The organism is Hymenobacter terrigena, assembly GCF_054776515.1.
Genome location: NZ_BAAHBU010000002.1, coordinates 1,102,422 through 1,127,358, shown reverse-complemented (window position 1 = coordinate 1,127,358; position 24,937 = coordinate 1,102,422). Strand labels below are relative to the sequence as shown.

The window sequence follows — 24,937 nt, the reverse complement described above, 5'->3', positions numbered from 1 at the left end:
GCGCTACTTTTCATCTCCTAAAAGTCCGCGCTACATCAGCCGCCGGCTACGGGCGGGATAAGGGCAATTTCGTCCACCGTGTGCAGTGGCTGGTCATCGGCGGCGTACTCGTTGTTCACGGCTACAGCGCAGCTGCGCAGGTCGCCCAGGGCGGGGTACTGGCGGCGCATTTCGGCCAGCAGCTCGCCCACGGTGGCGGGGGCGGGGGCCGGCAGTTCGATTACGGATGTGCCCACGATGTCGCGGGTGATGCCAAAGAGGGAGACTTTTAATGACATATCTTTCGACGTAAATTTTGGGGCGAAACCCAGCCGCAGGCCGCGCTTGAGGCTGTGGCCTGAACACCTTTCTGCCGTCCGGGGTTTACCACAAGCCGGCTGTCTTACGTACAGCCGGGCAAAATTGGTGATAAACGTGCTTCCATCTGTCCTTGCCCCGGCCGCGCCGGCCGTCACGCCCCTTTTCGACCAGCATGGCCGCCCGCTGGAATACCTGCGCCTGGCCGTGACGGACCGCTGCAACCTGCGCTGCTTCTACTGCATGCCCGAAGAAGGCATCAAATACATGCCCAAGCACGAACTGCTGAGCTACGAGGAAATGCTGCGCCTCACGGGCCTGCTTGCTGGCTTGGGCGTGCGCAAAGTTCGCCTGACGGGTGGTGAGCCCTTCGTGCGGCGCGACCTGGTGCCTTTCATGGAGCAGCTGGCCCAACTGCCGGGTATTGAGGACATCAGCCTGACTACTAACGGCGTGCTCACCGCGCCGCACGTGCCTGCCCTGGCCCGCCTGGGCGTGAAGGCCGTAAATCTCAGCCTCGATACGCTGGACCGGGAGCGGTTCTTCCAAATCACCCGCCGCGATGAGCTGCCCAAGGTGATGGCAACCTTTCACGCCTTGCTCGATGCCGGCATTCAGGTGAAAATCAACGCCGTGGTAATGGACGGCCAGAACATCGACGACCTCATTCCACTCGCCGGCCTCAGCCGCGACCTGCCCGTGGACGTGCGCTTCATCGAAGAAATGCCCTTCAACGGCGGCAGCCACGAAGCCGGCCCCGCCTCCCTGCCCTGGAACCACGTCCGCATCCGCCAGCACCTGGAGGACCATTTTGGCGCGCTCACGCCGGTAAGCATGGCGGCCGGCGCTACTGCCTCGGAATACACCATAGCGGGGCACCGGGGCACAGTGGGCATCATCGCGGCCTACTCGCGCACCTTCTGCGGCACCTGCAACCGCCTGCGCCTCACCGCCGAGGGCGGCATCAAAACCTGCCTCTACGACCAGGGCGTGCTCGATACCCGCGCCCTGCTGCGCGGCGGCAAATCGGATGAGGAAATTGTAGCGGCGCTGTCGGCCGCTTTCCGCCACCGGGCCGCCAATGGCTTCGAGGCCGAGCGGCAGCGGCCCTTGCACCAGCTTAGTTTCGAGAGCATGGCCACGATTGGGGGTTAGCCGGATGGGAAGAACTGGGTCAGGCGGAAACAGCTAGCGGCTACCGGCCGATTGATGCCGCGCCAATTCCCCGGCCCAGGCCGGTGCAAAGCGTCGTTGCACGTAGCGCGGCACCGGTTGGCCCTGTTCGAGTCGATGCACTACCGCCTCTTCGTGGGCGTGGTTGAACCGCACCCAATCAATAATACTCATAGCAAGGCCGGCGGAACTGGCACTGATGCCCAGTGCCGCAATTGGCTTACGAAGTCCTTCACCTGAATTTATGTGCGAGGCATTGGTGCCGAGTAAGAAAACAAAGAGCGCCGTGCTGAACTGCTCGGTTTTCCGGCAGTGGTGAAACAGGTGCCGGAGTACGGCTACGCTATCGGCACGGGAGGCCGTCGTCAGGTGCTGGTCGGGGCTGCTTTGCGCAAAAACCGGACTAAAGCCAAAGAGCAGCACCAAGCCAGCTAGCAGAAGTGTTTTCATGCGGGATGAGGGTTGAGCGTAGTTGATTATAAAGGTGTTGAACGACAAACCAAGATGCAATCTCCAAAGTGAATCTCTTGTGAAATTCAAGTGCTTGGTGCCGGCTGCTCCCTTCGGGGCGGGGCTGGCACGGCCCGAAGGGAGCCCTAACGGTATCGCCGACACCCCGCAGCCCTGCCCGGAACAGACGAAAGTATTGAAGTTGCATTTACTCCGGTGGGATGGCTATTGGATGCGTGAGGCATAATTATGGTAATCAGGGAGTTTTGCTTTGTCGTTAGGGCGTAATGAAGGTGGAAACGTTTGTTGACGGAGAAGTACTGCTTTTGCAAACCGGGCAACTTCGCGGCGCTGGCCGGCGTTGGCAAAGCTTGTAATTTGCCGAAACCGGAACCCCGGTGCCGGCTGATTGCCGACTAGTTTTTGGATTATGGACATGATTTCGCTGCCGCCGGCCGCCGGCTATATTTCTCGCAAAACCCACCGCCTGGCCGTGGGGGCGCTGTTTTTTCTGTTGGGTTTGTGCTTTGCCAGCTGGGCCTCGCGCATTCCGAGCGTGCAGCAAAAGATGGGCATTTCGGAAGCCGCGCTGGGCGGCGTGCTGCTGACCATTCCGCTGGGGCAATTGCTGTCGCTGCCATTGGCAGGGTGGCTGGTGGCCAAGTATGGCAGCCGCCGGGTGGTGCTGTGGGCGGTGGCGCTCTACGCCACCGCCCTGCTGGGGCTGGGCTGGGCCAGCAGCCTCTGGCAGCTGCTCCCGTGTCTGATTATATTCGGCGTGGGCGGCAACCTCACCAATATTTCGGTGAACACCCAGGCTGTGGGCGTGGAGCGGCTGTATCAGCACAAGCCCATTATGGCTTCGTTTCACGGGTTGTGGAGCCTGGCGGGGTTTGTGGCGGCGGCCGTGGGCTCGTTCATGATTGGACACGCGGTGCCGCCGGGCATCCATTTCATTTTCATTTCCCTGTTTATCCTGACCGGGTTGGCCGTGAGCGCGGGCTCCACCGTGCGCGAAGATTCGGGCGTCGACCCCGACCAGCCCATCTTCGTGAAGCCCGACAAGGAATTGCTGGGGCTGGGGGCCATTGCCTTTTGTGCGCTCATCTGCGAGGGGGCCATGTTCGACTGGAGCGGGGTGTATTTCAGGAAAGTCATTCAGGCCGATAAGGACTGGGTGGGGGCGGGCTACACGGCTTTTATGAGTACGATGGCGGCCGGGCGTTTCGGGGCCGACTGGCTGGCGCACCGCCTCGGTTCGAAACGCGTGATTCAGCTTAGCGGCCTGCTCACCGCTACTGGCCTGAGCATTGCCGTGGCCTGGCCCATGCTGCCCACGGCAATGCTGGGGTTTCTGCTGGTGGGGTTTGGCACGTCGGCGGTGGTGCCGCTGGTGTACTCAGCGGCGGGGAAATCCACGCATATGTCGGCCGGGATGGCGCTGGCGGCGGTGTCCACCATTGGCTTCTTCGGGTTTCTGCTGGGGCCGCCGATTATTGGCTTCATCGCCGGGGCCACGAGTTTGCGGGTGTCGTTTGCGCTGATTGCCGTTATGGGGTTGTGCGTGTCGGCGGTGGCAAGCCGGGTGCGGGTGTAAGTTTTAGGGGAGTGGTAAGCTAGGAGTAAGCAGAGGAAAACAGAACGTCATGCAGAGCGCAGCGAAGCATCTTTACTGCAGCAGTAATCCTAACATTTGGGTTAGTTATTCGGTAAAGATGCTTCGCTGCGCTCTGCATGACGTGCCATGTAAAAACCGCTCAACCCAAAAACCACCAAATGGAAAACCCCACCGCCACCAAATACACCTGGGATGCCATGCCCGTCGAACAGGTGACCGACCAGCTCTCGCGTCGCCTCATCACCGGCGACAAGATGATGCTGGCCCACGTCTACCTCAAAAAAGGCTGCATCGTGCCCCTGCACCAGCACCACAACGAGCAGATTACCTACATTCTGGAAGGTGCGCTGCGCTTCTGGATTGGCTCCGAAGACGCCGAGCCCATCGTGGTGGGTGTGGGCGAGGTGCTGCACATTCCGTCCAACGTCTGGCATAAGGCCGAGGCCATTGAGGACACGCTTGACGTGGACATTTTCAGCCCGCCCCGCCAGGACTGGTTGGATAAATCGGATGACTACCTGCGCCTGAAATAGCCTGATTATGGACCTCGGACTGAAAGGAAAAGTGGCGCTGGTGGCCGCCGCCAGCCAGGGCCTGGGCCGCGCCGTGGCCGAAGAGCTGGCCGCCGAAGGCGCGTCGCTCATCCTCTGCGCCCGCCACGACGCGGCCCTGCAGGAAACGTGCGCCGCCATCGAAAGAACCTACGGCACGCCCGTGCTGGGCTTGGCCACCGACGTGGCCGACCCCGCCGCCGTGGCCCGCCTCGTAGAAGCCGGCCAGGCCCGCTTCGGCCGCATCGACATTCTGGTGACCAATGCCGGCGGCCCGCCCGCCGGCACCTTCGATACTTTGAGCACCGACCAGTGGCAGGCCGCCACCAGCCTGCTGCTCACCAGCGTGGTGGAGCTGACCCGCGCCGTGCTGCCCGGCATGAAAGCGCAGGGCTGGGGCCGCATCCTCAACATCACGTCCATTTCGGTGAAACAGCCGGTGGCCAACCTGATGCTCTCCAACAGCCTGCGGGCGGCCGTGACGGGCATGGCCCGCACCCTGGCCACCGAAGTAGCCGCCCAGGGCATCACCGTCAACAACATTCTGCCCGGCTACACCCGCACCGAGCGCGTGGTGGGCCTGGCCGATGCTACCGCTGCCCGCGAAGGCATCTCGTCGGCCGAAGCCACGGCGCGCTGGGAGGCTGAAATCCCCATGCGCCGGCTGGGCGAGCCGCGCGAGTTTGCAGCGCTGGCGGCGTTTCTGTGCTCGGAGCGGGCCAGCTACATCACGGGCACTTCGATACCGGTGGATGGCGGCTGGATTCGCTCCCTGCTGTAGCGTGGACGCTGTGAGTCCGCGCCCTCCAAGTCCAAGCAAACAGCCTGCGGTTCTTTTCCTATAAGCGCGGACTTGCAGAGTCCACGCTACAAGTCACTATGGCCTCTTGCCTGAAGCCTCAATCCTTCCTGTTTTGACCGAGCTCCTCACCCACCGCCAGAAGATGCTCACCTTCGCCGGCATCCTGCTGGCCATGTTTCTGGGCTCGCTCGACCAGACCATTGTGAGCACGGCCCTGCCGCGCATCGTGGCCGATTTGCACGGGCTCGACCGGTTTACGTGGGTGGCCACGGCCTACCTGGTGGCCAGTACGGCGCTGGTGCCTATTTATGGTAAGCTGGCCGATATGTACTCGCGGCGCATCATTGAGATTGTGGCCGTGAGCGTGTTTTTGGTCGGCTCGGGCTTGTGCGGGCTGGCGGGCGAGTTCGGGACGCTGCCCGTGCTGGGCGACGGCATGACGCAGCTGGTGGCGTTTCGGGCCATTCAGGGATTTGGCGGCGCGGGGCTGTTTGCGATGGCCTTCATCATCATTGCCGACTTGTTTGCGCCGGCCGAGCGGGGGCGCTACCAGGGCTTTACGGGGGCGGTGTTCGGCACGTCGTCGGTGCTGGGGCCGCTGCTGGGCGGGTTTCTCACGGATAAGGGCACCGACCTCATTCCCGGCGTGGCGGGCTGGCGGCTGGTGTTCTACGTGAACCTGCCGCTGGGTGCGCTGGCCCTCTGGTTCATCATCACCCAAATGCCGCCGCTGCGCCCGCGCACCGCACCCAAGCCGTTCGATTTTGTCTCGGCCGCGCTGCTGATGGCCGGGCTGGGGCCGCTGGTGGTGGCCCTGCAGCTCAATCGGGCGCTCTACCCGTGGTCGGGCGCGCTCACGCTGGGGCTGCTGGCCGGGGCGGCGGTGGCCCTGGCGCTGTTTGTGGTGCGCAGCCTGCGGCACGAGAATCCCATTCTCAACTTTGGCCTGTTCAAAAATCCGGTGTTCCGCACGGCCAATGCGGCGCTGTTCTGCATGGGCGGGGCTTTTCTGGGCGTCATCATTTTCGAGCCGCTCTTTATGGTGAACGTGCTGGGCGAGTCGGCCACGCGGGCCGGGGCCAGCCTCATGCCGCTGTCGCTGGGCGTGGTTACGGGCTCAATGCTGGCTGGCCAGATGGTGTCGCGCTTCGGCCACTACAAGCGCTGGATGCTGGGCGGCCTCTCCTTGCTGCTCGTGGGCCTCACGCTGCTGGCCACCATGCCGCCCACGGTGCAGTATTATCAGGTGCTCATTTACCTGGCGGTGTGCGGCCTGGGCCTTGGGCCCACCATGCCGCTCTACACCCTGGCCGTGCAAAATGCTACCGAACCCTCGCTGATGGGCCAGGCTACTTCGGCCAGCCAGTTTTTCCGGCAGATTGGTGGTGCGCTGGCCGCTTCGGCCCTGGGTGCCGTACTCACCTTTACGTTGGCTCACAGCTTGCCCGCCGCCGCGCAAACTACCACTACGGCCCACCCAGCCGTGGCAGCGGAAGGACCGGCCGTGCCCGCCACCACTGCCGGCGCGGCCGACCCAGCGGTGCGGGCCGCCTTCGCCACGGCCATCCGACGGGTGTATATGGTGGATATTCTGCTCGTCGTGGGCGGCTTTCTGCTCACGCTGCTGGTGCCGGAGCTGCCGCTGCGCAAGGCCAATGAAAAGGTGCCGGTGATGGCAGAGTAGGGGCGGGGTCGTACCTTCGCCGCGTTGGTTCTCGGTTTGATTTCCTTCAATCAGCGGACGGTTTTTAGTCCTGGTTTCGGCCAGGGTAAAGATTAAAAGGGAATCGGGTGCAACTCCCGAACAGACGCGCTACTGTGAGTTTCCCGGCCCCGATGGGCCGGAGCCGGTGGCCCCATTGCAAGCCCATTGGTCCGCGGAAAGCGGGCTGAGAAGGGCGGGGCCGGCCCGAAACAAGTCAGGAGACCTGCCGGCCGCCGAGTGATGCTGCCCCCGCGCTTTGGGGCTGGCATCGGCGGTGCCGTGCCGCTGCGCCTGGGGCGCGGCCGGGGCGTGGTGTGGCCGGTGGCTGGCTTTTCTAAAACGGGGCTTGAATGCAAACGGAGGCCGTTTATCACCTCTTATCCCCCTGCCCATGCTTCTTGCCGACCGCATTGCCCGCGCCGAAACGCGCATTTTCAAAGCCGTATTTCCCAACACCACCAACCACTACGATACCCTGTTCGGGGGCACCACGCTGCTGCTCATGGACGAGGTGGCCTTCATCGCCGCCACCCGCTTCTCGCGCCTGAAAATGGTGACGGTGTCCTCCGAGCGGGTCGATTTCACGCACCCCATTCCCGGCGGCTCGCTGGTGGAGCTGGTGGCCAACATCGAGCACGTGGGCCGCACCAGCCTCAAAGTGCGCGTGGAGCTATTCGTGGAGCAGATGTACTCGGAAGACCGTCACAAGGCCGTCACCGGCCTCTTCACCTTCGTGGCCGTTGATGAGCACAAACGGCCCGTCCGCATTCTGGCCGAAGAACCACCGTTGCCAACGATGGTAACGCCACCTTTGACCTCGTAGCAGGCCCTGCCAACGTTGGTAAGGCAGGGGCGGGGGCAGTCGGTGGCTTAGTGCTTTCCCAACCCTACCCAGCCGCGCTGCATGGCGTAGTAGATGGCCGTGCCCACAACCAAACCCACCAGGTAGCCATACGGCAGCCCGGCGCAGAGCAGGCCCACCAGCAACGACACCAGCAAGTCGGCCCGGCTGCCGCTCACATCGCGCAGCAGCGTGGCCAACGACAGCGCCTCAAACAGCAGCAGAACGCCCAGCACCGGCAGAGGGAAAATCTGCACCACCTCGGCAAAGCCCTGGCTGAAAAACAACCCCATCACCAGAAAAATACTGCCGTAAATGACCACCGAACCGCCCGTGCGCGCCCCAAACGCATAGTGCCCCACCATCCCGCCCGAGCCGTGACACACCGGAAACCCCCCGAAAAATGGGTTCACCAAATTCATCAAAGCATAAGTGAAGCTGATTTTTTTGATGGTGAGCGGCTCGCGCTCGGGGAATAAATCGTGCGCCACCTGCTTGGTTGCCAGGATGGAATTGCCGAGCGAAAGCGGAATCTGGGGCAGCGCCAGCAGCACCGCGCCGGTCAGGATATCGGCCGACTGCGGCAGGTACCAGGCGGGCAGGTGCAGGCCCACGGCCCGCTGCGCCGTGGCCAAATCGAGCTTGAACACCAGCGCATACGCCACGCCCAGGGCAATGACGATGAGCGCTGCCGGCCAGCGCCGGTTGCCAAACAGCACCACCGTCACGGCAAAGGCCGCCGCCGCCAGCGCGTAGCCCGCCGCGCCATCGGCCCCCACGTACTTGGTGAGGGCCAGCGTGGCCAGCTGCAAGGCCAGCCCAAACTGAATGCCGCGCACCACGGCCTTGGGCACCAGCCGCGCCAGCCCATCAATCAGCCCGGTTATCGACAGGAAAAACATGCTGATGCCAATGGCCAGCCCCCCGCCAAAAATGACGCGCCCCGGGATTTTTTGGGCGATGACCAGCGCCGCGAAGGCCTTGAGCGGCTGCACCGGCATGGGCATGCGGTACCACAGCCCAGTAAATACCTGCATCAGCCCGAACAGAATGAGCACGCTCGCGCTGTCGATGCCCGACGCGGCAATGACCCCGATGAGCAGCGGCAGGTCGGTGCCGAGGTCGCCGAACGCGCCGGCCAGCTCGTTGCGGTCGAAGCGGATGGGCGGGCGCGTGGGGGTGAGCGGTGAAAGTGTGGGCTGCATAAGGGCAAAGGTCGGGAGGTAGCGTGGACTCTGCGAGTCCGCGCCGGTGCGCACCGTTCAACGGCATCAGGCAAGCGCGGACTCGCAGAGTCTACGCTACAGGCTACTCGGCGGCCTTTTCGGCTACTTCGCCCAAGTACTCACCGCTAGTCAAATCCCGCCGGAACCGCAGCGGCCGCAGCCGTTTGCCCAGCGCTTCCACGGCCATTTCGTGGTCGAGGGCGTCTTCGGTATGGGCCAGGAAAATAGTGGCTACGCCGTTGCCGATGAAGTTGGTGATGGAGCGGGCTTCCGACATAAACCTGTCCACGCCCAGCAGCAGGGCCAGGCCCTCCACCGGAATCACCTTCATGGCCGTGAGCGTGCTGGCCAGCACCACAAAGCCGCTGCCCGCTACGCCCGCCGCGCCCTTGCTGGTCACCATAAGAATGCCCATCATCGTCAGAATCTGCGCGCCCGAAAGCTCGATGTGAAATACCTGGGCCAGAAACAGGGTCGAAAGTGACAGGTAAATCGTGGTGCCGTCGAGGTTGAAGGAATAGCCCGTGGGCACCACCAGCCCCACCACCGGCTGCGCACAGCCCATGCCCTCCAGCTTTTCCATGAGGCCCGGCAGGCCGGCTTCGGAAGAAGAAGTGCCGAGCACAATCAGCAATTCGGCCTTGATGTATTTCAGAAACGACCACATCCCGATATGGCAGTAGCGCAGAATGGCCCCGAGCACCAGAAAAACGAACAAGCCCATGGTCAGATAAACCGTCACCATGAGCTTGCCCAGCGGCAGCAGCGTGGCAATGCCGTACTTCCCAATTGTGAAAGCCATGCCGCCAAATGCCCCAATTGGGGCCAGCATCATCACCAGGTGCAGCCCCCGGAAAACGTATTTCGAGCATTCCTTCAGGAAGTGAATGATGGGCCGGCGGCCGCCGTATTTGCTCAGCACAATGCCCAGGATGATGGCCACGATGAGCACCTGCAAGGTCAGGTTATCGGCCAGAAAATGGCCCCACGAGAACTCCGAGGCGCGTTTCGTGAACTCGCCCACTTTCCCGGTATCGAGCTTGCCGGTGCTCACGCCCGCACCCGGCCGCACCAGCGCCGCCACGCCCACCCCAATGAGCAGCGCCAGTGTGGTGACGATTTCAAAGTACAGCAGCGCCTTGCCCCCAATACGCCCCACCTTCTTCAAATCCCCCATCGTGCTGATGCCGAGCGTGATGGTCAGGAAGATAATCGGGTTGATGAACAGCTTCACCACGTCGATGAAGCGCTTGCCCAGCGGCTCCATTTGCACGGCCAGGGCCGGCCGGAAGTGGCCCAGCAGCGCCCCGGCCACAATGGCCAGCAGCACCCAAAAGGTAAGGTTGCGGGTGAGGCGTTTAAGTTTCATAGGCAGGGCAGGATAGACGGACAGTTGAAAGAGCATCGCAAGAACGTCATGCCGAAAAGAATGGCGGGCTGAAAGGCCGTCATGCAGAGCGAAGCATCTTGCCCGTCACCACTAATCCTTTTCGTTTAAGGATTGGTTTACTAACTGCGGGCAAGATGCTTCGCTACGCTCTGCATGACGTTTCAGAATTGACTCACCCATGGACCCCGCCATTCTCCTCCCCGCCGCCAGCTACGAATTTGCCACCATCCAGAAGGTGAGCGGCAGTGGCCCGGCCGTGCCCGCCTCCGACCAGCTCGCCGCCGAAGAGCCGCTCGAAATCCGCCTGGGCTACGAAACCGACGGCCAACGCCAGCACCGCACGCTTTCCGTGACCATGCGCACGCCCGGCCACGACGAAGAGCTGGCCGCCGGTTTCTTGCTCACCGAAGGCATCATCCACGATAAAGCGGACCTGCTCGGCATCATTCCCTGCCCCGACGTGCAGAAGGCTGAAGAAGCCGGCAACGTGGTCCGGGCCGAGTTGGCCGCCCATGTAAAAGTCGATTTTGCGGCCATGGAGCGGCATTTCTACACCAGCTCCAGCTGCGGCGTGTGCGGCAAAACCAGCATCGACGCCGTGCGCACGGCCTCCTGCCCCGTGTTGCCCACGGCTGGCCCGCACCTGCGCTACGCCGTGGTGCACCAACTACCCGAGAAGCTGCGCGCCGCCCAAGCCGGCTTCGAGCAAACCGGCGGGCAGCACGCTTCGGCGTTGTTTTCGCCGGAAGGGGAGCTGCTGCTGCTGCGCGAAGACGTGGGCCGCCACAATGCCCTGGACAAAGTAATCGGCGCGGCCCTGCTGGCCGGGTGGCTGCCGTTGCACCAGCATATTTTGCTGGTGAGCGGCCGCGTCAGCTTCGAGCTGGTGCAGAAAGCGGCGGCAGCTGGCATTGGGATTTTAGCAGCGGTGGGCGCCCCCAGCAGCCTGGCCATCCAAGCCGCCGAAAGCTTCGGAATGACGGTGGTGGGGTTCGTGCGCAACGAGCGGTTCAACATCTACAGCCACGGCTGGCGGTTGGGTGCGTAGGTGATTCGCAGCGTGCACGCGCCTTCCGCAGCGAAGAAATCCTGTGAAGAAAATTGCTCAACAGCTATAGTTTGGCAACGGCTTGCGATACCAGCCGTTTAACTTTCAACTACAATTCCGCGCTATGAAACTCCGCATCGAGGACGATACCCTGCGCCTGCGCGTCTCCCAAGGCGAGCTAGGCGAATTTGCTGAAAAAGGCCGCGTGGAAGGGGCCGTGCACTTTGGCCCCAATCCCGCTCAGCGCCTCACCTATGCGCTGGAGCGCGGTTCCGAACCGGCCCAAACGCTTCCCAACGAAGAGCCCGTGCAGGTGCATTACGAGCCGGGTGCGCTCACCGTACTGGTGCCGTTTGCATTGGCCAAAAACTGGGTCGAAACCGACCAGAATGGTTTTTCGCACGACTTGCCACTCGCTGAAAACCAGCGTCTCCATATTTTGGTTGAGAAGGACTTGGATTGCCGCCACTAGCGCATCAAGCCACTTCTGAAGCCACTAAAAATCCCACCTTTCTGTTTCGATGAGCGCCATGGAAGACTCCCCTAAAACTGACCCCAGCAAAGCCGGCAAAGCCCACGAGCAGAAAGCCGAGAATGCTCCCAAAAGCGGCGAGCGCCCCGACCAGGGCGCCGCCCCTGCCCCCGACCACTACCGCACCGAGCCGCAGGACACGCACATTCACGCCCATATTCCAGCGCCCGACGTGGCCAACGCCAAATACGAGCATCCCATTCTGGCCCAGCCGCCCGAAGCCCTCACCGGCCTCAAGCTGGAAGAGCGCGCCCGCGTGGCGGCCGGCGTCACGGCCGTTATCAAGTCCATGCAGTTCAGCTGGACGGAAGGTGGCGTGGGGCGCGGCACCAAGGCCCTGCTCGGCCTGAACCAGAAGGACGGCTTCGACTGCTCCAGCTGTGCCTGGCCCGACCCCGACGAGCACCGCTCGGTGGCCGAATTCTGCGAGAACGGCGCCAAAGCCACCGCGTCGGATGCCGACGACAAAGCCGCCGGCCCCGAGTTTTTCGCCAAATACAGCCTGGCCGAACTCTCGCGCATGACCGACCGCGACCAGAACAACGCCGGCCGCCTCACGCACCCCATGGTGAAGCGCCCCGGCGACAACCACTACTCGCCCATTGCCTGGCCCGATGCCTTCGACATCATCGCCAAAGAGCTGAACGCCTGCGCGTCGCCCAACGAGGCCGTGTTCTACACCTCGGGCAAAGTGCCCAATGAGCCGGCCTTCCTGTTCCAGCTTTTCGCCCGCGAATTTGGCACCAACAACCTGCCCGATTGCTCCAACATGTGCCACGAGAGCAGCGGCTCGGCCCTGAGCCCTACCCTGGGCTTGGGCAAAGGGTCTGTGACGCTCAACGACTTGCACGAGGCCGAAGTCATCATCATCATCGGCCAGAACCCGGGCACCAACCACCCGCGCATGCTCACGGCCCTGCAAAAGGCCAAGCGCAACGGCGCCAAAATCATCGCCGTGAACCCGCTGATTGAAGCCGGCCTCGTCGCCTTCAAAAATCCGCAGGATTTCATGAACCCGCTCCGCGCCCTCGGCGCGCTCATGGGCGACGGCACCCCGCTCACCGACGTATTCCTGCAAGTGAAGGTGGACGGCGACATGGCCCTGCTGCGCGGCATCATGAAGCACCTGTTCGAGGCCGAGGACCTGAACCCCGGCCAGGTGGTCGATAAGAAATTTATCGACGAATTCACCGTTGGCTTTGCCGATTTTGAGCAGAATATCCGCAGCACCAGCTGGGAAGAAATCGAGGAGATTAGCGGTATTTCGCGGGCTCAGCTGCTCGAAGCGGCCAACCTCATTGCCACCAAGCAGAAAATCATCACCTGCTGGGCCATGGGCGTCACGCAGCAGCGCCAGGGCGTGCAGACGATTCAGGAAATCGTGAACCTGCAACTCATGAAGGGCGCCATCGGCAAGCCCGGTGCGGGCACCTGCCCGGTGCGCGGCCACTCCAACGTGCAGGGCGACCGCACCATGGGCATCTGGGAGCGCATGCCGAAATCGTTTATGGACGCGCTGCAAAAAGAATTCGGCTTCACGCCGCCCACCAAAGATGGGTTTGATGTGGTGGAAGCCATCAAGGCCATGCACCTGGGCATGACCAGGGTGTACTTCAGCCTGGGCGGCAACCTGCTGGCCGCCGGCCCCGACACCGAGCTCATTGCCGAAGCCATGCGCAGACAGAAGCTCACCGTGTTTGTGGGCACCAAGCTCAACCGCGGCCACCTCACCACCGGCGAAACCAGCCTGCTGCTGCCCTGCTTCGCCCACGTCGACATCGACATGCAGAAGAGCGGCCACCAGATGACCAGCTGCGAAAACTCGATGGGCGTAGTGAGCCAGAACAAGGGCATTCTGGTGCCGCTGGCCGGCGACCAGCTCAGCGAAATAGCCATTATCTGCGGCACGGCCATTGCCACGCTCGGCGACAAAACCAAGACCGACTGGGTAGCCATGACGGAGAACTACGACGTCATCCGCGACCATATTTCGCGCGTCATCCCCGGCTTCGAGGACTTCAACGAAAAGCTGCGCCGGCCCGGCGGTTTCTACCTGCCCAACGGCCCGCGCGAACGCAAATTCACTACCCCCGACGGCAAGGCCCACTTCACCAAAACCGTGCTGGAGAAGTACGACGTAGCGCCCGACCAGCTCATTTTGATGACCGTGCGCTCGCACGACCAGTTCAACACCACCATCTACGAGTACAACGACCGGTACCGGGGCATCCACGGCGAGCGCCGCGTGCTGTTTATGAACCCGGACGATATGGCGTCGCGCGGCATCAAGGCCAAAGACCTCATCGACATCACCAGCCACTACAAAGGCGAAAAGCGCCGGGTGGAGAAATTCGTGGCCGTGCCCTACGACATCCCGAAAGGCAACGTCTGCGCTTATTTCCCGGAGGCGAACCCGCTGGTTCCCATCAGCAGCGTGGCCAAGGTGAGCAACACGCCCACTTCGAAATACGTGGTGGTGACGGTGGTGCCCACCGCTGTGAACAATGATGTACGCATCAAGGAGCGGGAGAATATGATGGCACAAGCGTAAGCTGTCTGCCGTTGCGAGCGGAGCGTGGCAATCTTCCCGCTCGATTTGCACAGCCCTGAGATATAAAAAGCCCCGACACTGGGAAGTGTCGGGGCTTTTTAGTGAATTGCCTTCGTCAAAAAGGCTTTGTCACGTTATTAGGTTTGTCGTTTGGAGAGGACGGTTTGCCGCGCTCCGCTCGCAACGACAGGCGGGCTTAAACAGCCGACTCGTTCTGCTTCTCCAGGTCGAACAATTCGCCCAGTAACTCCACCAATTGCCCGCCATCGTCGCGGCGGCAGGCGGCTTTGAGCTGAAGCACGTGCTGCTTGAGAATCTTCTGCATCAGCGAGCGGGTGGCTTCGTCGAGGAGCTTGCTTTCGGCCGGGGTGGCTTTCTTCTGGAAGCGGTCCAGCTCTTCCTGACGTAGTTGCTCCAGGCTGGCTTTCATGCGCTGGATGAGGGGCGACACCATCATTTCCTTCGCCCAATCGTTCAGCCCGGCAATGCTTTCGGCGATGATGGCGCGCACCTGTGGCACGGCTTCGAGACGGGTTTGTAGCGCGGCCGAGGCCTTGCTCTGGATGGTGTCGATGTTGTAGACCAGCACACCGGGCACCTGCTCCACATCGGCGGCAATGCTGCGCGGAACGCTCAAATCAATCAAAAACTTGAAGCTGAGCACGTCGAGGTTTTCGGCCAACTCTTTGGTGAAGAACGGCTCCGCGCGGTTGATAGAAGAAATTACCACGTCGGCTTCTTTCAAAGCGGGCACGAGGTCTTCGAACTCCACGATGCGCATGTTGCACTCGGCAGCTAATTCCTCGGCCTTGGCGCGGGTGCGGTTGCAGATGGTGACTTCGCCAAACGCCTTGCTGGCGGCCAGGTGGCGGCACACATCGGCTCCGATTTCACCCAGGCCCACCACCAATACCTTGGGATTGGCCACGTCGGCGGTCAGCTCTTCCACCAGTTCCAGGGCGGCGTAGCTCACCGAAGCGGCCCCGTCGCGGAAGCTGGTTTCGGTCTGGACGCGCTTGTTGGTAAAGAAAACGGTGTGCAGCAGGCGGTGCAGGAAGGGGCCGGCAGCGTCGGCATCGGCGGCCCACTGGTAGGCCATTTTCACCTGATTGCTGATTTGCAGGTCGCCTACTACCTGGGCATCGAGGCCCATGGCGACTTCGAATAGATGCTGCACGGCCGCATCGGCGTCGGGCAGCAGGTCGAAGTAGGGCAGGAACTGGCCGATGTCGGCGCGGTCCTTCAGGTGGCCCAGGGCGAGGATGATTTCGCGGCTGCGGTCATCCTCGGCGGCGTAGTACACCTCGGTGCGGTTACAGGTGCTCAGCACGAGCAGGTCGTTAAGGCCCAGCTCATTGTGCAGCGTATTCAGGAAGCGGCGACAGGCGGCCTCGTCCAGCGAAAGCAGCTCGCGGATGGCGAGCGGGGCTTTCTTAAAGGAGAGGCTGACGGCCTTGAACGGATGCGACATAGACTAAATTGGCACGAAACCAGACGACAAAATTACGGCAGGAATCGGCAAGTACGAAACAGCCGATGCAAGTCTCCGGTTCGGGCAAGTGCGCAATAATCCGGAAGTCCGCCCTGCGGTGGCCACGTACCTTTGTACCATGTTGCCCAAACTCCCACCCGCTGCTCATTCCTCACTCGTGCCAACGCCCGCCCAGGTTGCCTCACCGGCTGCGCCGGCCGTTGCGGACCTGCCCGTTTCGGGCGCGGCCGAGGAAACGGCCTCCCTCGAAGCCACCGAGGCCCTGGCTACTCCCGCGCCGGCCGTAACCTCGCCCGTGGCGTGGATGCTGCTGCTCGTTCTGGCGTCCATCTGGGGCACCTCATTTATTCTGATGAAGAAAGGATTGGTGGTGTTTTCGGCCATGGAGCTGGGTGCTACCCGCGTGAGCGTGGCGGCGCTGCTGCTATTGCCGTTTGCCCTGCGGCATGTAGGGAAGGTAGAGCGCAGCCGCTTCAAGTGGCTGGCGCTGAGCGGCGTGGTGGGTACGCTGATTCCGGCATTCCTATTTGCCTATGCCGAAACCCGGCTGGCCTCGGGGCTGGCGGGCGTGCTCAATGCCCTTACGGTGGTGTTCACGCTGCTGGTGGGGGCCTTGCTGTTCCGGCAGCGGCTGACGGGCCTGCGGGTGCTGGGCATCACGCTGGGCCTGGTGGGCACGGTAGTGATGCTGCAGCTCGGCGGCAGCGGCGGCGATGCCACACCTGCCGGCGAGGGCAACGCCTGGTACGGTATCTATATTCTGATTGCCACCATGGGCTACGGCCTGAGCGTGAACGTTATCAAGCACAAGCTGGGCGGCCTGACGCCGGTAGCCGTGACATCGGTGCTGTTGCTGCTCATTGGCGGGCCGGCGCTGGCGTACCTGCTGCTGGGCACGGAGTTTCTGCACAAGCTGGCTACTGTGCCGGGGGCTTGGGTGGCGTTCGGCTACATCGCGCTGCTGGCCACCATGAGCACGGCCGTGGCCATGGTGTTATTCAATAGGCTGATTCAGCAATCGACGGCGCTGTTTGCTTCATCAAGCACCTACCTGATTCCCATCGTGGCCCTGGCCTGGGGCGCGCTCGATGGCGAGGCGTTTAACCTGTGGCACTTTGCCGGCATGGTGGTGATTCTGGCGGGCGTGCTCATTATTCACCGGGCGAAGTAGCGAGGGGGCGCCCCTCTAAAAGGCTGCTGTGACCCCCAGTTGCCCCCAGCGGTGCGTGCGGCCGCCCACAAATTCCGGCGAAACCCAAGTGGCCGTAGCGGCAAAGCCCAGCCCGCCGTGGGCCAGCACCACGCCGCCGGAACTGCGCAAAACAGCCCGGCGCACGTCGCCAACGGCTAGTGTGTACGGGTCGTGGTTGGTAAAAGGGCTGCCTTGTAAGGTGGCATCGTAGCCAATAAGGCGGCCTTCCAGCGTGGCTTCGCCATAAAACTGCCATGATTTGGTTTCGGCGCTATGACCCGGCCCGGTCACATTCAGATTGGCGAAATAGGGACTTAACCTTCCGGCGCGCAGGAGCAGGCCGGTGCCGCCGTAGGTGTACAGCGTGCCCAGCGAGGCTTCGGCATTGCCCCGTAAATCGAGGTGCTGGCTGGCGGCCAGTTGCTTCTCAAACGCCACGCGGTAGCCGATAATGGGCGCGTTTCGAATCTGATAATCCCAGCCGCGCGGCTCAGCGTTGCCCGTGACGCGGTGGATAGCGGTTTGCAGCTCCTTGCCGCCCGCCGCCGGGCCAATGAAGCCGATTTCCAGCGCCGTGGTGAGGCGCTGGTGTCGCGTTGGCTGGTTGCTGATGCGGAAAAACGACCCGTATAAATACGCCGCATAGGGCCGGTCGCCCACCCGAATAAACGCATCCTGGATGCGCAACGGGGTAAATCCATCGTAGCGCAGCGTGAGGCCGTGATACTGCGTGCTATTGCGGGTGCCAGCCACCAGCAGGTGCCGCACCGGCAGTCGCGCCAGCAGTGGGTGTACAAGCGTAAGCGTCATGCCCTGCGTGAAGTAATAATCGGTGCGAAAAAACAGGTCGTTGGCGTAAGTGTAGCGCAGCATCCGGGCCGGGCTGACGGGGCGCAGGGTATCGGCCGGCGCCGGCGCCGCTTGCAGCAGCCGGGGCAACGATGATAGCAACATGATTAACAGCGGGCGCATGAGTGGCCGGAGGTACGCGCTGACGAGTGGGGAGGATTGAAGCTGCTGGGAAAAGGCTGTCATCCTTCGCTTCTGCCTGATTCGCAGCATGCTCAGCATGACAGGCGCCAGCCGGAATTTACGCCAACTCACTCATTCACATACGGCCACTCCTGGAAGCGGGCGGGCAAGCCGGCCTGCCGGGCGTTGCCGCCCACGTAGGCCAGCAGGCGGGTGAGCTCGGCCTCATCCTGCACCTCATAGGCAAACCAGCCGACCTGCCAGAATTCAGCTTCGGGCGGGAGCCTGGGGCGCACCAGGCGGCGGCAGGCGGTGCCGGTGCGCAGGTGCAGCAGGTCGATGGCCTGAGCAAAGGAGAGGGGGCTGCTGGCGGGCAAATGCACCACGAAATGCGCGTGGTTGGGCAGAATGGCGAAGCCGTGCACCACAAAGCCAATTTCCTCCAGCATCATGATTTCGCCGGCCAGTACCTCGGCCATTTTCTCATTCTCGAAATAACCCGCGCCGGTGGGTGCGCGGTCCAGCACGGCATCGAACTTGGCGAAAAACTGCTTTTGGGCGCGGCGGTGGTCGGTCCCGGCTTCGCGGGCCTGGCGCAGCTCGGCGGCCAGCGCGCGGCCGGTGGCGGCGGGGATGGTGCCGTGCAGGCGGAAGGTGAGAAAGGAAGTTTGAACCACGGGACTGCCCGCCGCTACCCCGCCGCCACATCCGTGGCCGGCAGCTTGATGTAAAACGTCGTCCCCACGTTCTCCCGGCTCTCGACCCAGATGTGGCCGTGGTGCAGCCGCACAATGGTTTCGATGATGTGCATGCCCAGGCCGGTGGTTTTTTCGCCGCGCAGGCCGGGCCGGCGGGCCGGCGTGAAGCGGTCGAACAACACCGGCAGCAGGTGCGCCGGAATGCCAATGCCGTCGTCGGCCACGGTCACCAGCACGTGGTCGGGGTGCTGGGTGAGGCCCACGGTGATGTGGCCGCCCTCGCGGGTAAACTTGATGGCGTTCGACATCAGGTTGTTAATCACCTGCAAAAACTTGTTGTTGTCGATGTCGACAAACAGCGTGGGCTGCGCAGGCCGAAACTCGAAACGCTTGGCAACCAGATGCTCGCCCAACTGGTACATTTCCACCACCTGGCGCAGGGCCAAAACCAGGTCGACGCGCTGGCGCTTGAGCTGCACGGCAGCCGAGTCCATAAACTCGCCGTCTACAAAATCGCGGATGAGGTTAATGCTGTCGCGGCAGGTGTCGCGCATCACGCGCAGCAATTTTTGCACTTGCGCGTCTTGCAGGGTCTGGGTTTTTTCCTCCAGAAATTCGGCCACCTGCTGCAGCATGTTGAATGGCCCGGCCAGGTCGTGCGACAATATTTCGAGCGTGGTGTTCTTCTTGGCCATGTACTTGTCGGCGTTGCGCAGGTATTCCTGCTCCACCGTCACGTCCTGAATGGTGCCCGCGAGCAGCGCGCGGCCGTCGGGGGCGGTGCTGCGCTGGGCCTGCACCGCCAGCCAGCGCAGGGGCATATCGGGGCGGGGCTGGTGGCGCAACAGCAGGTCGTCGCAGAGGTGGCCGGCGGCCAGCTGCCCAAAGCAGTGCCGGGCATACGTCTGGTCATCGGCCGGCAGGCAGCTCAGCAGCTGGGGCAGGTCGGCGTTCACGTTTTCGCGCCGAAAGCCGGGAAAGAGCTGCTCGTAGGCCGCGTTCACGTAGCATACCTGGCCGCTGGCCACGTCGAAGGCAAAAAACGTCTGGGGGTTGCTGTCGAGCAGGTGCTGAAAAGTGTCGGCCGAAAGGTGCATGAGGTTGGGGCAAAAAAACCGGTAAAAAACTTCTCGGTTGCCCGGCAACCAATTACGCCGCTATCCGGTTCAGCTTCGAATTTTTGTAGCCGTAACCGAAATATACGGCCAAGCCAATCAGCAGCCACACGAAAAACAGTGTCCAGTTGCTAATGCCCAGCTCGGTCATCAGGTACAGGTTGATGAGCAGGCCGAGGGTGGGCAGCAGCGAGAGTTTTTTGCGGAACGAGAGCACCGACAAGCCGACGCAGAACAGGAAAAACACCAGCGTCGGAATCTGGTGGGCGAAACCGCCCGTGACCTTGCCGCTCAGCGCATCGTGGGCAATCCAGCCGCGCGTGCCGGTGATGTCGAGCATGAACTCATGGTTGCTGACGGCGTTGTAGCGCACAATTAGGAAGGCGCCCACCGCCAGAATGAGCGGCACCAGCCACTGCCCGTTGATGTACGGCACCTTAAAACGCGCCTCCGAACGGCCGTAAGGGTCGATGATAAGAATGCCGCCGCACACCAGCGCAAACGCGAACAGCGTGCCGATGCTGGTGAGGTCGACCACCAAATCCATGTTCAAAATGAGCGCCGGTACCGCCACGAAAAAGCCCGTGACGATGGTGGCGAATGAAGGGGTGTGGAAACGTGGGTGAATCTTCGAAAATACCGTGGGCAGCAGGCCGTCACGGCTCATGGTCAGCCAGATGCGCGGCTGGCCCAGCTGAAACACCAGCAGCACCGAGGCCATGGCAAACACCGCGCTCACGGCCACCAGGCCCGAGAGGCGCGACAAGCCCACCTTAGCAAATACGAACGAAAGCGGGTCGCCTACGCCCAGCTCTTTGTAGGAAACCATGCCCGTAAGTACCAGCGTAATAATTACATACAGCACCGTGCAGATGATGAGGGCGTACATCATGGCCTTGGGCAAGTCGCGCTGCGGGTTCTTGCATTCCTCGGCCGTGGTCGAGATGGCATCGAAGCCGATGTAGGCAAAGAACACCGCCGATACGCCCTTGAGCACGCCGCCCACGCCGTTGGGGGCGAAGGGCGTCCAGTTGGCCGGCTGCACGTAGAACGCACCCACCACAATTACAATAAAAACAATTATCAACTTCAACAATACCAGTAGGTTGCTGGCATTTTTACTTTCCTTGATGCCCACGTACACCAGCGCCGTGATGGCCACGGTGATGAGGAAGGCGGGCAGGTCGACCACCAGATGGAAGCCGTCGGACAAGGCCGGGGCCTGCATCCAGGCCTTGTAGCCGTCGAGCTGGGCCGGCGATACGGCCGCCGTGGCCTCGGCCAGCGTCTTGCCGCTTTGCACCAGCGTCTGCACGGCCTCGTAGCCGGCGTGGCCGGTTTGGGTACCCATCGTGAGCCAGAGCGGGATATGAATTCCTACGCCGTCCAGCAAGCCCGTGAAGTAATCCGACCACGAAATGGCCACCACGATGTTGCCCACCGCGTATTCCATTATCAACGCCCAGCCGATAATCCAGGCTGCCAGCTCGCCAAACGAGGCGTAGGCATACGTATAAGCCGAGCCGCTAACGGGAATAGTTGCCGCAAACTGCGCGTAGCACAGCGCCGAAAACGCGCAGGCAATGGCCGTAAAAACAAACAGCAGCGACACCGCCGGGCCACCGTCGAGACTGGCCTTGCCGATGGTGCTGAAAATGCCGGCCCCGATGATGGCCGCGATGCCCAGCGCCGTGAGGTCGCGCACGGTGAGGTGGCGGGCCAAGCCCCCCTCGGCGGCGTGGCCTTCGTGGTCGGCGGGTGGGTTTTGCAGAATGGCCGCGATGGTTTTGCGGCGGAAAAGCGACTTTTCAGAACTCATGTTAAGGTGGGAGGGGCGGGTTTGAAGGGCAAAAGATAACGCCCCGGCGCGGGTTGCGGCCCGCGCGGCCCCAACTACCTCGGGTGTAGCGACTGCATGAACGCGCTTTCGACCAGCGAGCCGCCGATGTTCAGCACGGCCGAGCCGCGCCCAATCTGCATTGGAATTCCCACCGAAAAAGCGCCCAGCCTGCCGTAGCTATTGTAGCCCGGATAAGGGCCGTAGGGAACGTTGCGCGCGGCCAGCGGTGCAAACCCCGCGCTAGCTGGGAGACCCGCGCCATCGGGGCCGTAGAACGCGCCGGTACCGTAAGCCGGCACGCGATATGGTGCGAAGCTGTACTGCACGAAGGGCCGCAAACGCCCAGTGGGGCTGCTGCCCAGTTGGTAGCGCAGGTAGGGCTGCATGGCGTAGCCATAGCCTGGAGCGGTAGGGAGCGGCGTGTAGTTGCCCACCACGTAAGCTCCGGCCAGGAAATGGCCCTTACTGGGCGGCGCCGGGGCCGGAATCTCCAGCCCAAGCGCGGCGGCAGTGCGCGTCTGAGCGTGGCCCAGATGGGGAAAAAGCGTTAGCACCAGGGGCGCGAGTCGTAGCGTGCGGAACATGGCCAGGGTAGTAAGTGGAAGGTGGTTGCGAGGAACGATGACTAAGATACTAGGTTTTGGGCACCGGCGTGTGCAATGCCGCCAAGGCAGGCATCGGGTAAAAAACCGCTTTCACCCGCTCGCCTATGCGTTCTGCCCAATCCATCCACATTCCGCAGCCCTGCTCCGAAAGCTGGGCCTCTATGACACCCACTGCCACCGGCCGCCATTGCGCCGCATGCCAGCACACGGTGGTCGACTTCACCCTAAAAACCGATGCCGAAATTCTGGCCTACTTGGCCGGAGCCGCTGGCACCCGCACCTGCGGGCGCTTCGCGGTGGGGCAGCTGGAGCGGCCGTTGCAGCGCGCCGCTGCGGTTGCCCCAACGGCGCGGTGGCGGGCCTGGCTGGCGGCGGCCGTGGCGCTGTGGGCCGTGCGCGAAGGCAACGGACTGGTGGCCCACGCGCAAGCTCCGGCCGAGTGGCGCGCCCGCTACTGGGGCGGTCCGGTGCCGTCGGCACCAGTGGCTGATGTGCCCGTTCCGGCATCCGACGGTTCAGCAGTTGCGGTGGCTGCTCCAGAAGCCCGGGCCGCTGGCTATGTCATCCGGGGCGTGGTGCGCGACTCGTCCGCGCATCTGGGACTGCCCGGCGTGACGGTATTGCTGAAGCATACCCAAATCGGAGTACCCACTGATGAGCATGGGGCCTTCGCACTCACCGTGCCGGCCCAGTATGTGGTGAATGGTACCGCCGAAATTCAATTGAATTACGTCGGCTACGTGTCGCAATTCCATCGATTAGCCGTGGGCCAACCCGCGCCCGCCAATCGGTTTTATCTGGAAACCGACGTGAAAGGAATGCTGCTGGGCGAGGTCGTTTACATTGCTCCCCGCAAGCTGCCGCCCGTACCCTGGCACCCGCGCCGCTTCTACTACTGGGGCAAATACTGGCTCACCCGGCCCTTCCGCCCCAGCTGATATTGGGACTGCCTGCCCGTTGCTTTCCCCAAAACCGCTACTTTAGCCGCATGGCCACTCTCCAAAGCATCTCCATTCCGCAGCCCTGCGCCCAGCCCTGGGCTGCTATGTCGCCCACCGCCGCCGGCCGCCATTGCGCTGCCTGCGCCACCGAAGTGGTGGACTTCACCCGCATGAGCGACGCTGAAATTCTGGCTTTTATGACCCGGCAAGGCGGCCGGCCGGTGTGTGCCCTGGCCCATTCGGCACAGCTGGCCCCGGCGGCCCCGGCCACGCGCTGGCGGCGCTGGCTGCTGGCCGGGCTCGCGTTGCTGGGCTGGCAGTCGGCCACTTCGTGCGCTACCAAGCCGCCCCAGCAGCCGCCCGTGCCCACTACCGCCACCGTGGCAACCGACCCGGCCATGACCCCGGCGCGCCAAATCATCATTCGCGGCCAGGTGCTGGACGGCGCCAGCGGCCCCGCCGTGGCCGGCGTGCGCGTACTCATCAACGACACCCAATTTGGCACCACCACCGACGAGAAAGGCAACTTCGAGCTGATAATGGCCCGCGATTGGGCTCCCATTGCCGGGGGCAGTGTAACGCTCAAATTTCTGGGCAACCCGTTTGATTTTCAGCCTAAGGATGTGGTGCTGGACCTGAAGGCCACACCCCAGCCCGCCGCGCTGGCCGTGCACCTGGACTCGGTGCCCAACCGGGGCAAGGTGATGGGCAAAATCCGCATGCCCGAGCCGCCTGTGGCCCCGCCGCAGAAGTAGCGTTAAGTTGATTTCGGCCAAACCTTTCTGCCCCAAAATGCCTTCTGAGAGGGTATGAAAGTTTTGCGTTTTGCCCTCCTTTGCCTGCTGGCGGCGTGTGCTGCTCCGCGTCCCACCACCCGCTTCAATCCCACTGCTACCCGCGCCGAGCTGCCCCACGAGGAAGCCGTGCACCCCAAAAACTCGCTGGAATGGTGGTACCTCACCGGCCACCTGCGCGACCAGGCCACCGGCGAGGATTTCGGCGTGGAGTACGTTTTCTTTCACTTCAACCTGAAAGACGGCCGCCAAGACTGGCAGATGGTGAACGTGGCCCTGACCGACCCGCAAGGCCAGAAATTTCACTTCGACTACAAGCTGGGCCGGCTGCCCGTGCTGCTTACCGACTCGTTGCCACTGCGGCTGCGCGAGCAGCAGCGTGGCGAAGTCTGGAAATTTGATGGGCAGGAGGGAGCTTACCACCTGCAAGCCGCCCTCACCGGCAAGGCCAATGCCGGCTACGCCCTCGACCTCACCACCCAGCCCAGCCGCGCCGTGGTGCTACACAGCGGCACCGGCTACGAAAACTACGGCAACGGCATCCTGGCCGGCTACTATTCCTTCCCGCGCCTCAGCACCACCGGCACGCTCACGGTAGCCGGCAAAACCCGCCAGGTAGCCGGCGAGCTGTGGTACGACCGGCAGTGGAACTGCACCAGCATCGTGGACAAAAATGTGGGCTGGGATTGGCTCAGCATCCAGCTCGACCAGCCGCAGGAGGAGTTTATGCTGAACACCCTGCGCAACTCCGCCACCGGCCAAAACCTCAACAATGGGACCTTCAGCGGCGCCACCGGCCCCAGCGTACATCTTTCCGGTCCCGATTTCCAGCTCACGCCCCTCACGTACTGGACCAGCCCCGCCTCCAAAAAGAAATACCCCGCCACCTGGCGCGTACAGGTGCCGGGCAAGGGCTACGACCTCACCGTGGAACCGCTGGTGCCCCAGCAGGAGCTGGCGCTGCGGTTTTTCCACGCCTTCACCATGTATTACTGGGAGGGAATGTGCCGCGTGAAAGGCACCCACAACGGCCAGCCCGTAACGGGCAAGGCGTATGTGGAAATTACGAATCGGTAGTCATTTAACAGGTATCAATTAACATTT

General features: G+C 62.7%; 23 protein-coding genes and 1 riboswitch. Of the genes, 13 read left to right on the top strand and 10 right to left on the bottom strand.

Annotated features, from left to right (window positions below; translation table 11 throughout):
- Window positions 1-35: 35 nt before the first annotated feature.
- Window positions 36-278, bottom strand: coding sequence for a MoaD/ThiS family protein (locus tag ACYU7Q_RS11575; RefSeq protein WP_460609578.1), 243 nt, complete (start codon window positions 276-278; stop codon window positions 36-38).
- A gap of 136 nt (window positions 279-414) precedes the next feature.
- Between ACYU7Q_RS11575 and moaA the strand changes: the two genes are divergently transcribed.
- Entirely contained in the window at window positions 415-1,452 is a 1,038-nt protein-coding gene (gene moaA / locus ACYU7Q_RS11570) for a GTP 3',8-cyclase MoaA (RefSeq protein ID WP_460609577.1), read from the top strand.
- 33 nt (window positions 1,453-1,485) lie between these two features.
- Here moaA and ACYU7Q_RS11565 read toward each other — a convergent pair whose 3' ends face one another.
- Window positions 1,486-1,968 carry a hypothetical protein gene (locus tag ACYU7Q_RS11565; RefSeq protein WP_460609576.1) on the bottom strand — a complete coding sequence of 161 codons (483 nt, stop codon included), beginning with the start codon at window positions 1,966-1,968 and terminating at the stop codon, window positions 1,486-1,488.
- Between the two features lie 382 nt (window positions 1,969-2,350).
- Here ACYU7Q_RS11565 and ACYU7Q_RS11560 point away from each other — a divergent pair, with 382 nt between their 5' ends.
- The 5 genes from ACYU7Q_RS11560 to ACYU7Q_RS11540 all read left to right on the top strand — a co-directional run bounded on the left by ACYU7Q_RS11560 (window position 2,351) and on the right by ACYU7Q_RS11540 (window position 7,419).
- The gene (locus tag ACYU7Q_RS11560) at window positions 2,351-3,517 is read left to right on the top strand and encodes an MFS transporter (RefSeq protein WP_460609575.1); all 1,167 of its coding nucleotides are present in this window, start codon (window positions 2,351-2,353) and stop codon (window positions 3,515-3,517) included.
- 179 nt (window positions 3,518-3,696) lie between these two features.
- Complete coding sequence (locus tag ACYU7Q_RS11555; RefSeq protein WP_460609574.1) at window positions 3,697-4,071, top strand: cupin domain-containing protein; 375 nt, start codon at window positions 3,697-3,699, stop codon at window positions 4,069-4,071.
- 7 nt (window positions 4,072-4,078) lie between these two features.
- Window positions 4,079-4,870 carry an SDR family oxidoreductase gene (locus ACYU7Q_RS11550; protein ID WP_460609573.1) on the top strand — a complete coding sequence of 264 codons (792 nt, stop codon included), beginning with the start codon at window positions 4,079-4,081 and terminating at the stop codon, window positions 4,868-4,870.
- A gap of 133 nt (window positions 4,871-5,003) precedes the next feature.
- The gene (locus tag ACYU7Q_RS11545) at window positions 5,004-6,575 is read left to right on the top strand and encodes an MDR family MFS transporter (RefSeq protein ID WP_460609572.1); all 1,572 of its coding nucleotides are present in this window, start codon (window positions 5,004-5,006) and stop codon (window positions 6,573-6,575) included.
- A 41-nt stretch (window positions 6,576-6,616) separates the two neighbouring features.
- Window positions 6,617-6,841: riboswitch (cobalamin riboswitch) on the top strand.
- Window positions 6,842-6,987: 146 nt separating this feature from the next.
- Window positions 6,988-7,419, top strand: a complete 432-nt coding sequence (locus ACYU7Q_RS11540) for an acyl-CoA thioesterase (protein WP_460609571.1) — start codon at window positions 6,988-6,990, stop codon at window positions 7,417-7,419.
- A gap of 47 nt (window positions 7,420-7,466) precedes the next feature.
- Here the strand turns inward: ACYU7Q_RS11540 and ACYU7Q_RS11535 are convergent, their stop codons facing one another.
- Window positions 7,467-8,642, bottom strand: a complete 1,176-nt coding sequence (locus tag ACYU7Q_RS11535; protein WP_460609570.1) for a putative sulfate/molybdate transporter — start codon at window positions 8,640-8,642, stop codon at window positions 7,467-7,469.
- Between the two features lie 103 nt (window positions 8,643-8,745).
- Window positions 8,746-10,032, bottom strand: a complete 1,287-nt coding sequence (locus tag ACYU7Q_RS11530; protein WP_460609569.1) for a cation:dicarboxylate symporter family transporter — start codon at window positions 10,030-10,032, stop codon at window positions 8,746-8,748.
- A 199-nt stretch (window positions 10,033-10,231) separates the two neighbouring features.
- Between ACYU7Q_RS11530 and fdhD the strand changes: the two genes are divergently transcribed.
- From fdhD to ACYU7Q_RS11515, 3 genes are all read left to right on the top strand, one after another.
- Window positions 10,232-11,101 (top strand): formate dehydrogenase accessory sulfurtransferase FdhD, encoded by an 870-nt coding sequence (fdhD, locus tag ACYU7Q_RS11525; protein WP_460609568.1) that lies wholly within the window; start codon window positions 10,232-10,234, stop codon window positions 11,099-11,101.
- 124 nt (window positions 11,102-11,225) lie between these two features.
- A complete protein-coding gene (locus tag ACYU7Q_RS11520; protein ID WP_460609567.1) occupies window positions 11,226-11,573 on the top strand; it encodes a DUF7009 family protein in 348 nt (115 codons plus the stop codon).
- 58 nt (window positions 11,574-11,631) lie between these two features.
- On the top strand, window positions 11,632-14,184 hold the full coding sequence (locus tag ACYU7Q_RS11515) for an FdhF/YdeP family oxidoreductase (protein WP_460609566.1): 2,553 nt from the start codon (window positions 11,632-11,634) through the stop codon (window positions 14,182-14,184).
- A gap of 196 nt (window positions 14,185-14,380) precedes the next feature.
- On the opposite strand, the gene hemA is transcribed toward ACYU7Q_RS11515, so the two are convergent.
- Window positions 14,381-15,655 carry a glutamyl-tRNA reductase gene (gene hemA, locus ACYU7Q_RS11510; protein WP_460609565.1) on the bottom strand — a complete coding sequence of 425 codons (1,275 nt, stop codon included), beginning with the start codon at window positions 15,653-15,655 and terminating at the stop codon, window positions 14,381-14,383.
- 139 nt (window positions 15,656-15,794) lie between these two features.
- Here hemA and ACYU7Q_RS11505 point away from each other — a divergent pair, with 139 nt between their 5' ends.
- On the top strand, window positions 15,795-16,847 hold the full coding sequence (locus ACYU7Q_RS11505; RefSeq protein WP_460609564.1) for a DMT family transporter: 1,053 nt from the start codon (window positions 15,795-15,797) through the stop codon (window positions 16,845-16,847).
- A 15-nt stretch (window positions 16,848-16,862) separates the two neighbouring features.
- Here the strand turns inward: ACYU7Q_RS11505 and ACYU7Q_RS11500 are convergent, their stop codons facing one another.
- The 5 genes from ACYU7Q_RS11500 to ACYU7Q_RS11480 all read right to left on the bottom strand — a co-directional run bounded on the left by ACYU7Q_RS11500 (window position 16,863) and on the right by ACYU7Q_RS11480 (window position 22,077).
- A complete protein-coding gene (locus ACYU7Q_RS11500; protein ID WP_460609563.1) occupies window positions 16,863-17,840 on the bottom strand; it encodes a lipid A deacylase LpxR family protein in 978 nt (325 codons plus the stop codon).
- 128 nt (window positions 17,841-17,968) lie between these two features.
- Window positions 17,969-18,517, bottom strand: coding sequence for a transposase (locus tag ACYU7Q_RS11495; protein ID WP_460609562.1), 549 nt, complete (start codon window positions 18,515-18,517; stop codon window positions 17,969-17,971).
- A 14-nt stretch (window positions 18,518-18,531) separates the two neighbouring features.
- The gene (locus tag ACYU7Q_RS11490; RefSeq protein WP_460609561.1) at window positions 18,532-19,635 is read right to left on the bottom strand and encodes a sensor histidine kinase; all 1,104 of its coding nucleotides are present in this window, start codon (window positions 19,633-19,635) and stop codon (window positions 18,532-18,534) included.
- Between the two features lie 52 nt (window positions 19,636-19,687).
- A complete protein-coding gene (locus tag ACYU7Q_RS11485; RefSeq protein WP_460609560.1) occupies window positions 19,688-21,472 on the bottom strand; it encodes an amino acid permease in 1,785 nt (594 codons plus the stop codon).
- A gap of 74 nt (window positions 21,473-21,546) precedes the next feature.
- Complete coding sequence (locus tag ACYU7Q_RS11480) at window positions 21,547-22,077, bottom strand: hypothetical protein (protein WP_460609559.1); 531 nt, start codon at window positions 22,075-22,077, stop codon at window positions 21,547-21,549.
- A 125-nt stretch (window positions 22,078-22,202) separates the two neighbouring features.
- Between ACYU7Q_RS11480 and ACYU7Q_RS11475 the strand changes: the two genes are divergently transcribed.
- Genes ACYU7Q_RS11475 through ACYU7Q_RS11465 form a run of 3 tightly spaced genes read left to right on the top strand, consistent with a single transcriptional unit; the run spans window position 22,203 to window position 24,910 of the window.
- A complete protein-coding gene (locus tag ACYU7Q_RS11475) occupies window positions 22,203-23,036 on the top strand; it encodes a carboxypeptidase-like regulatory domain-containing protein (RefSeq protein ID WP_460609558.1) in 834 nt (277 codons plus the stop codon).
- 50 nt (window positions 23,037-23,086) lie between these two features.
- Entirely contained in the window at window positions 23,087-23,794 is a 708-nt protein-coding gene (locus ACYU7Q_RS11470; RefSeq protein ID WP_460609557.1) for a carboxypeptidase-like regulatory domain-containing protein, read from the top strand.
- Between the two features lie 54 nt (window positions 23,795-23,848).
- A complete protein-coding gene (locus ACYU7Q_RS11465) occupies window positions 23,849-24,910 on the top strand; it encodes a lipocalin family protein (protein ID WP_460609556.1) in 1,062 nt (353 codons plus the stop codon).
- Window positions 24,911-24,937 lie beyond the last annotated feature (27 nt).

What these genes read in the sequence shown, in the direction of transcription:
- ACYU7Q_RS11575 (WP_460609578.1), bottom strand. Translation starts at nt 278, where the DNA reads ATGTCATTAAAAGTCTCCCTCTTTGGCATCACCCGCGACATCGTGGGC.
- ACYU7Q_RS11560 (WP_460609575.1), top strand. Translation starts at nt 2,351, where the DNA reads ATGGACATGATTTCGCTGCCGCCGGCCGCCGGCTATATTTCTCGCAAA.
- ACYU7Q_RS11555 (WP_460609574.1), top strand. Translation starts at nt 3,697, where the DNA reads ATGGAAAACCCCACCGCCACCAAATACACCTGGGATGCCATGCCCGTC.
- ACYU7Q_RS11550 (WP_460609573.1), top strand. Translation starts at nt 4,079, where the DNA reads ATGGACCTCGGACTGAAAGGAAAAGTGGCGCTGGTGGCCGCCGCCAGC.
- ACYU7Q_RS11540 (WP_460609571.1), top strand. Translation starts at nt 6,988, where the DNA reads ATGCTTCTTGCCGACCGCATTGCCCGCGCCGAAACGCGCATTTTCAAA.
- ACYU7Q_RS11535 (WP_460609570.1), bottom strand. Translation starts at nt 8,642, where the DNA reads ATGCAGCCCACACTTTCACCGCTCACCCCCACGCGCCCGCCCATCCGC.
- ACYU7Q_RS11530 (WP_460609569.1), bottom strand. Translation starts at nt 10,032, where the DNA reads ATGAAACTTAAACGCCTCACCCGCAACCTTACCTTTTGGGTGCTGCTG.
- fdhD (WP_460609568.1), top strand. Translation starts at nt 10,232, where the DNA reads ATGGACCCCGCCATTCTCCTCCCCGCCGCCAGCTACGAATTTGCCACC.
- ACYU7Q_RS11520 (WP_460609567.1), top strand. Translation starts at nt 11,226, where the DNA reads ATGAAACTCCGCATCGAGGACGATACCCTGCGCCTGCGCGTCTCCCAA.
- ACYU7Q_RS11515 (WP_460609566.1), top strand. Translation starts at nt 11,632, where the DNA reads ATGGAAGACTCCCCTAAAACTGACCCCAGCAAAGCCGGCAAAGCCCAC.
- hemA (WP_460609565.1), bottom strand. Translation starts at nt 15,655, where the DNA reads ATGTCGCATCCGTTCAAGGCCGTCAGCCTCTCCTTTAAGAAAGCCCCG.
- ACYU7Q_RS11505 (WP_460609564.1), top strand. Translation starts at nt 15,795, where the DNA reads ATGTTGCCCAAACTCCCACCCGCTGCTCATTCCTCACTCGTGCCAACG.
- ACYU7Q_RS11500 (WP_460609563.1), bottom strand. Translation starts at nt 17,840, where the DNA reads ATGCGCCCGCTGTTAATCATGTTGCTATCATCGTTGCCCCGGCTGCTG.
- ACYU7Q_RS11490 (WP_460609561.1), bottom strand. Translation starts at nt 19,635, where the DNA reads ATGCACCTTTCGGCCGACACTTTTCAGCACCTGCTCGACAGCAACCCC.
- ACYU7Q_RS11485 (WP_460609560.1), bottom strand. Translation starts at nt 21,472, where the DNA reads ATGAGTTCTGAAAAGTCGCTTTTCCGCCGCAAAACCATCGCGGCCATT.
- ACYU7Q_RS11480 (WP_460609559.1), bottom strand. Translation starts at nt 22,077, where the DNA reads ATGTTCCGCACGCTACGACTCGCGCCCCTGGTGCTAACGCTTTTTCCC.
- ACYU7Q_RS11475 (WP_460609558.1), top strand. Translation starts at nt 22,203, where the DNA reads ATGCGTTCTGCCCAATCCATCCACATTCCGCAGCCCTGCTCCGAAAGC.
- ACYU7Q_RS11470 (WP_460609557.1), top strand. Translation starts at nt 23,087, where the DNA reads ATGGCCACTCTCCAAAGCATCTCCATTCCGCAGCCCTGCGCCCAGCCC.
- ACYU7Q_RS11465 (WP_460609556.1), top strand. Translation starts at nt 23,849, where the DNA reads ATGAAAGTTTTGCGTTTTGCCCTCCTTTGCCTGCTGGCGGCGTGTGCT.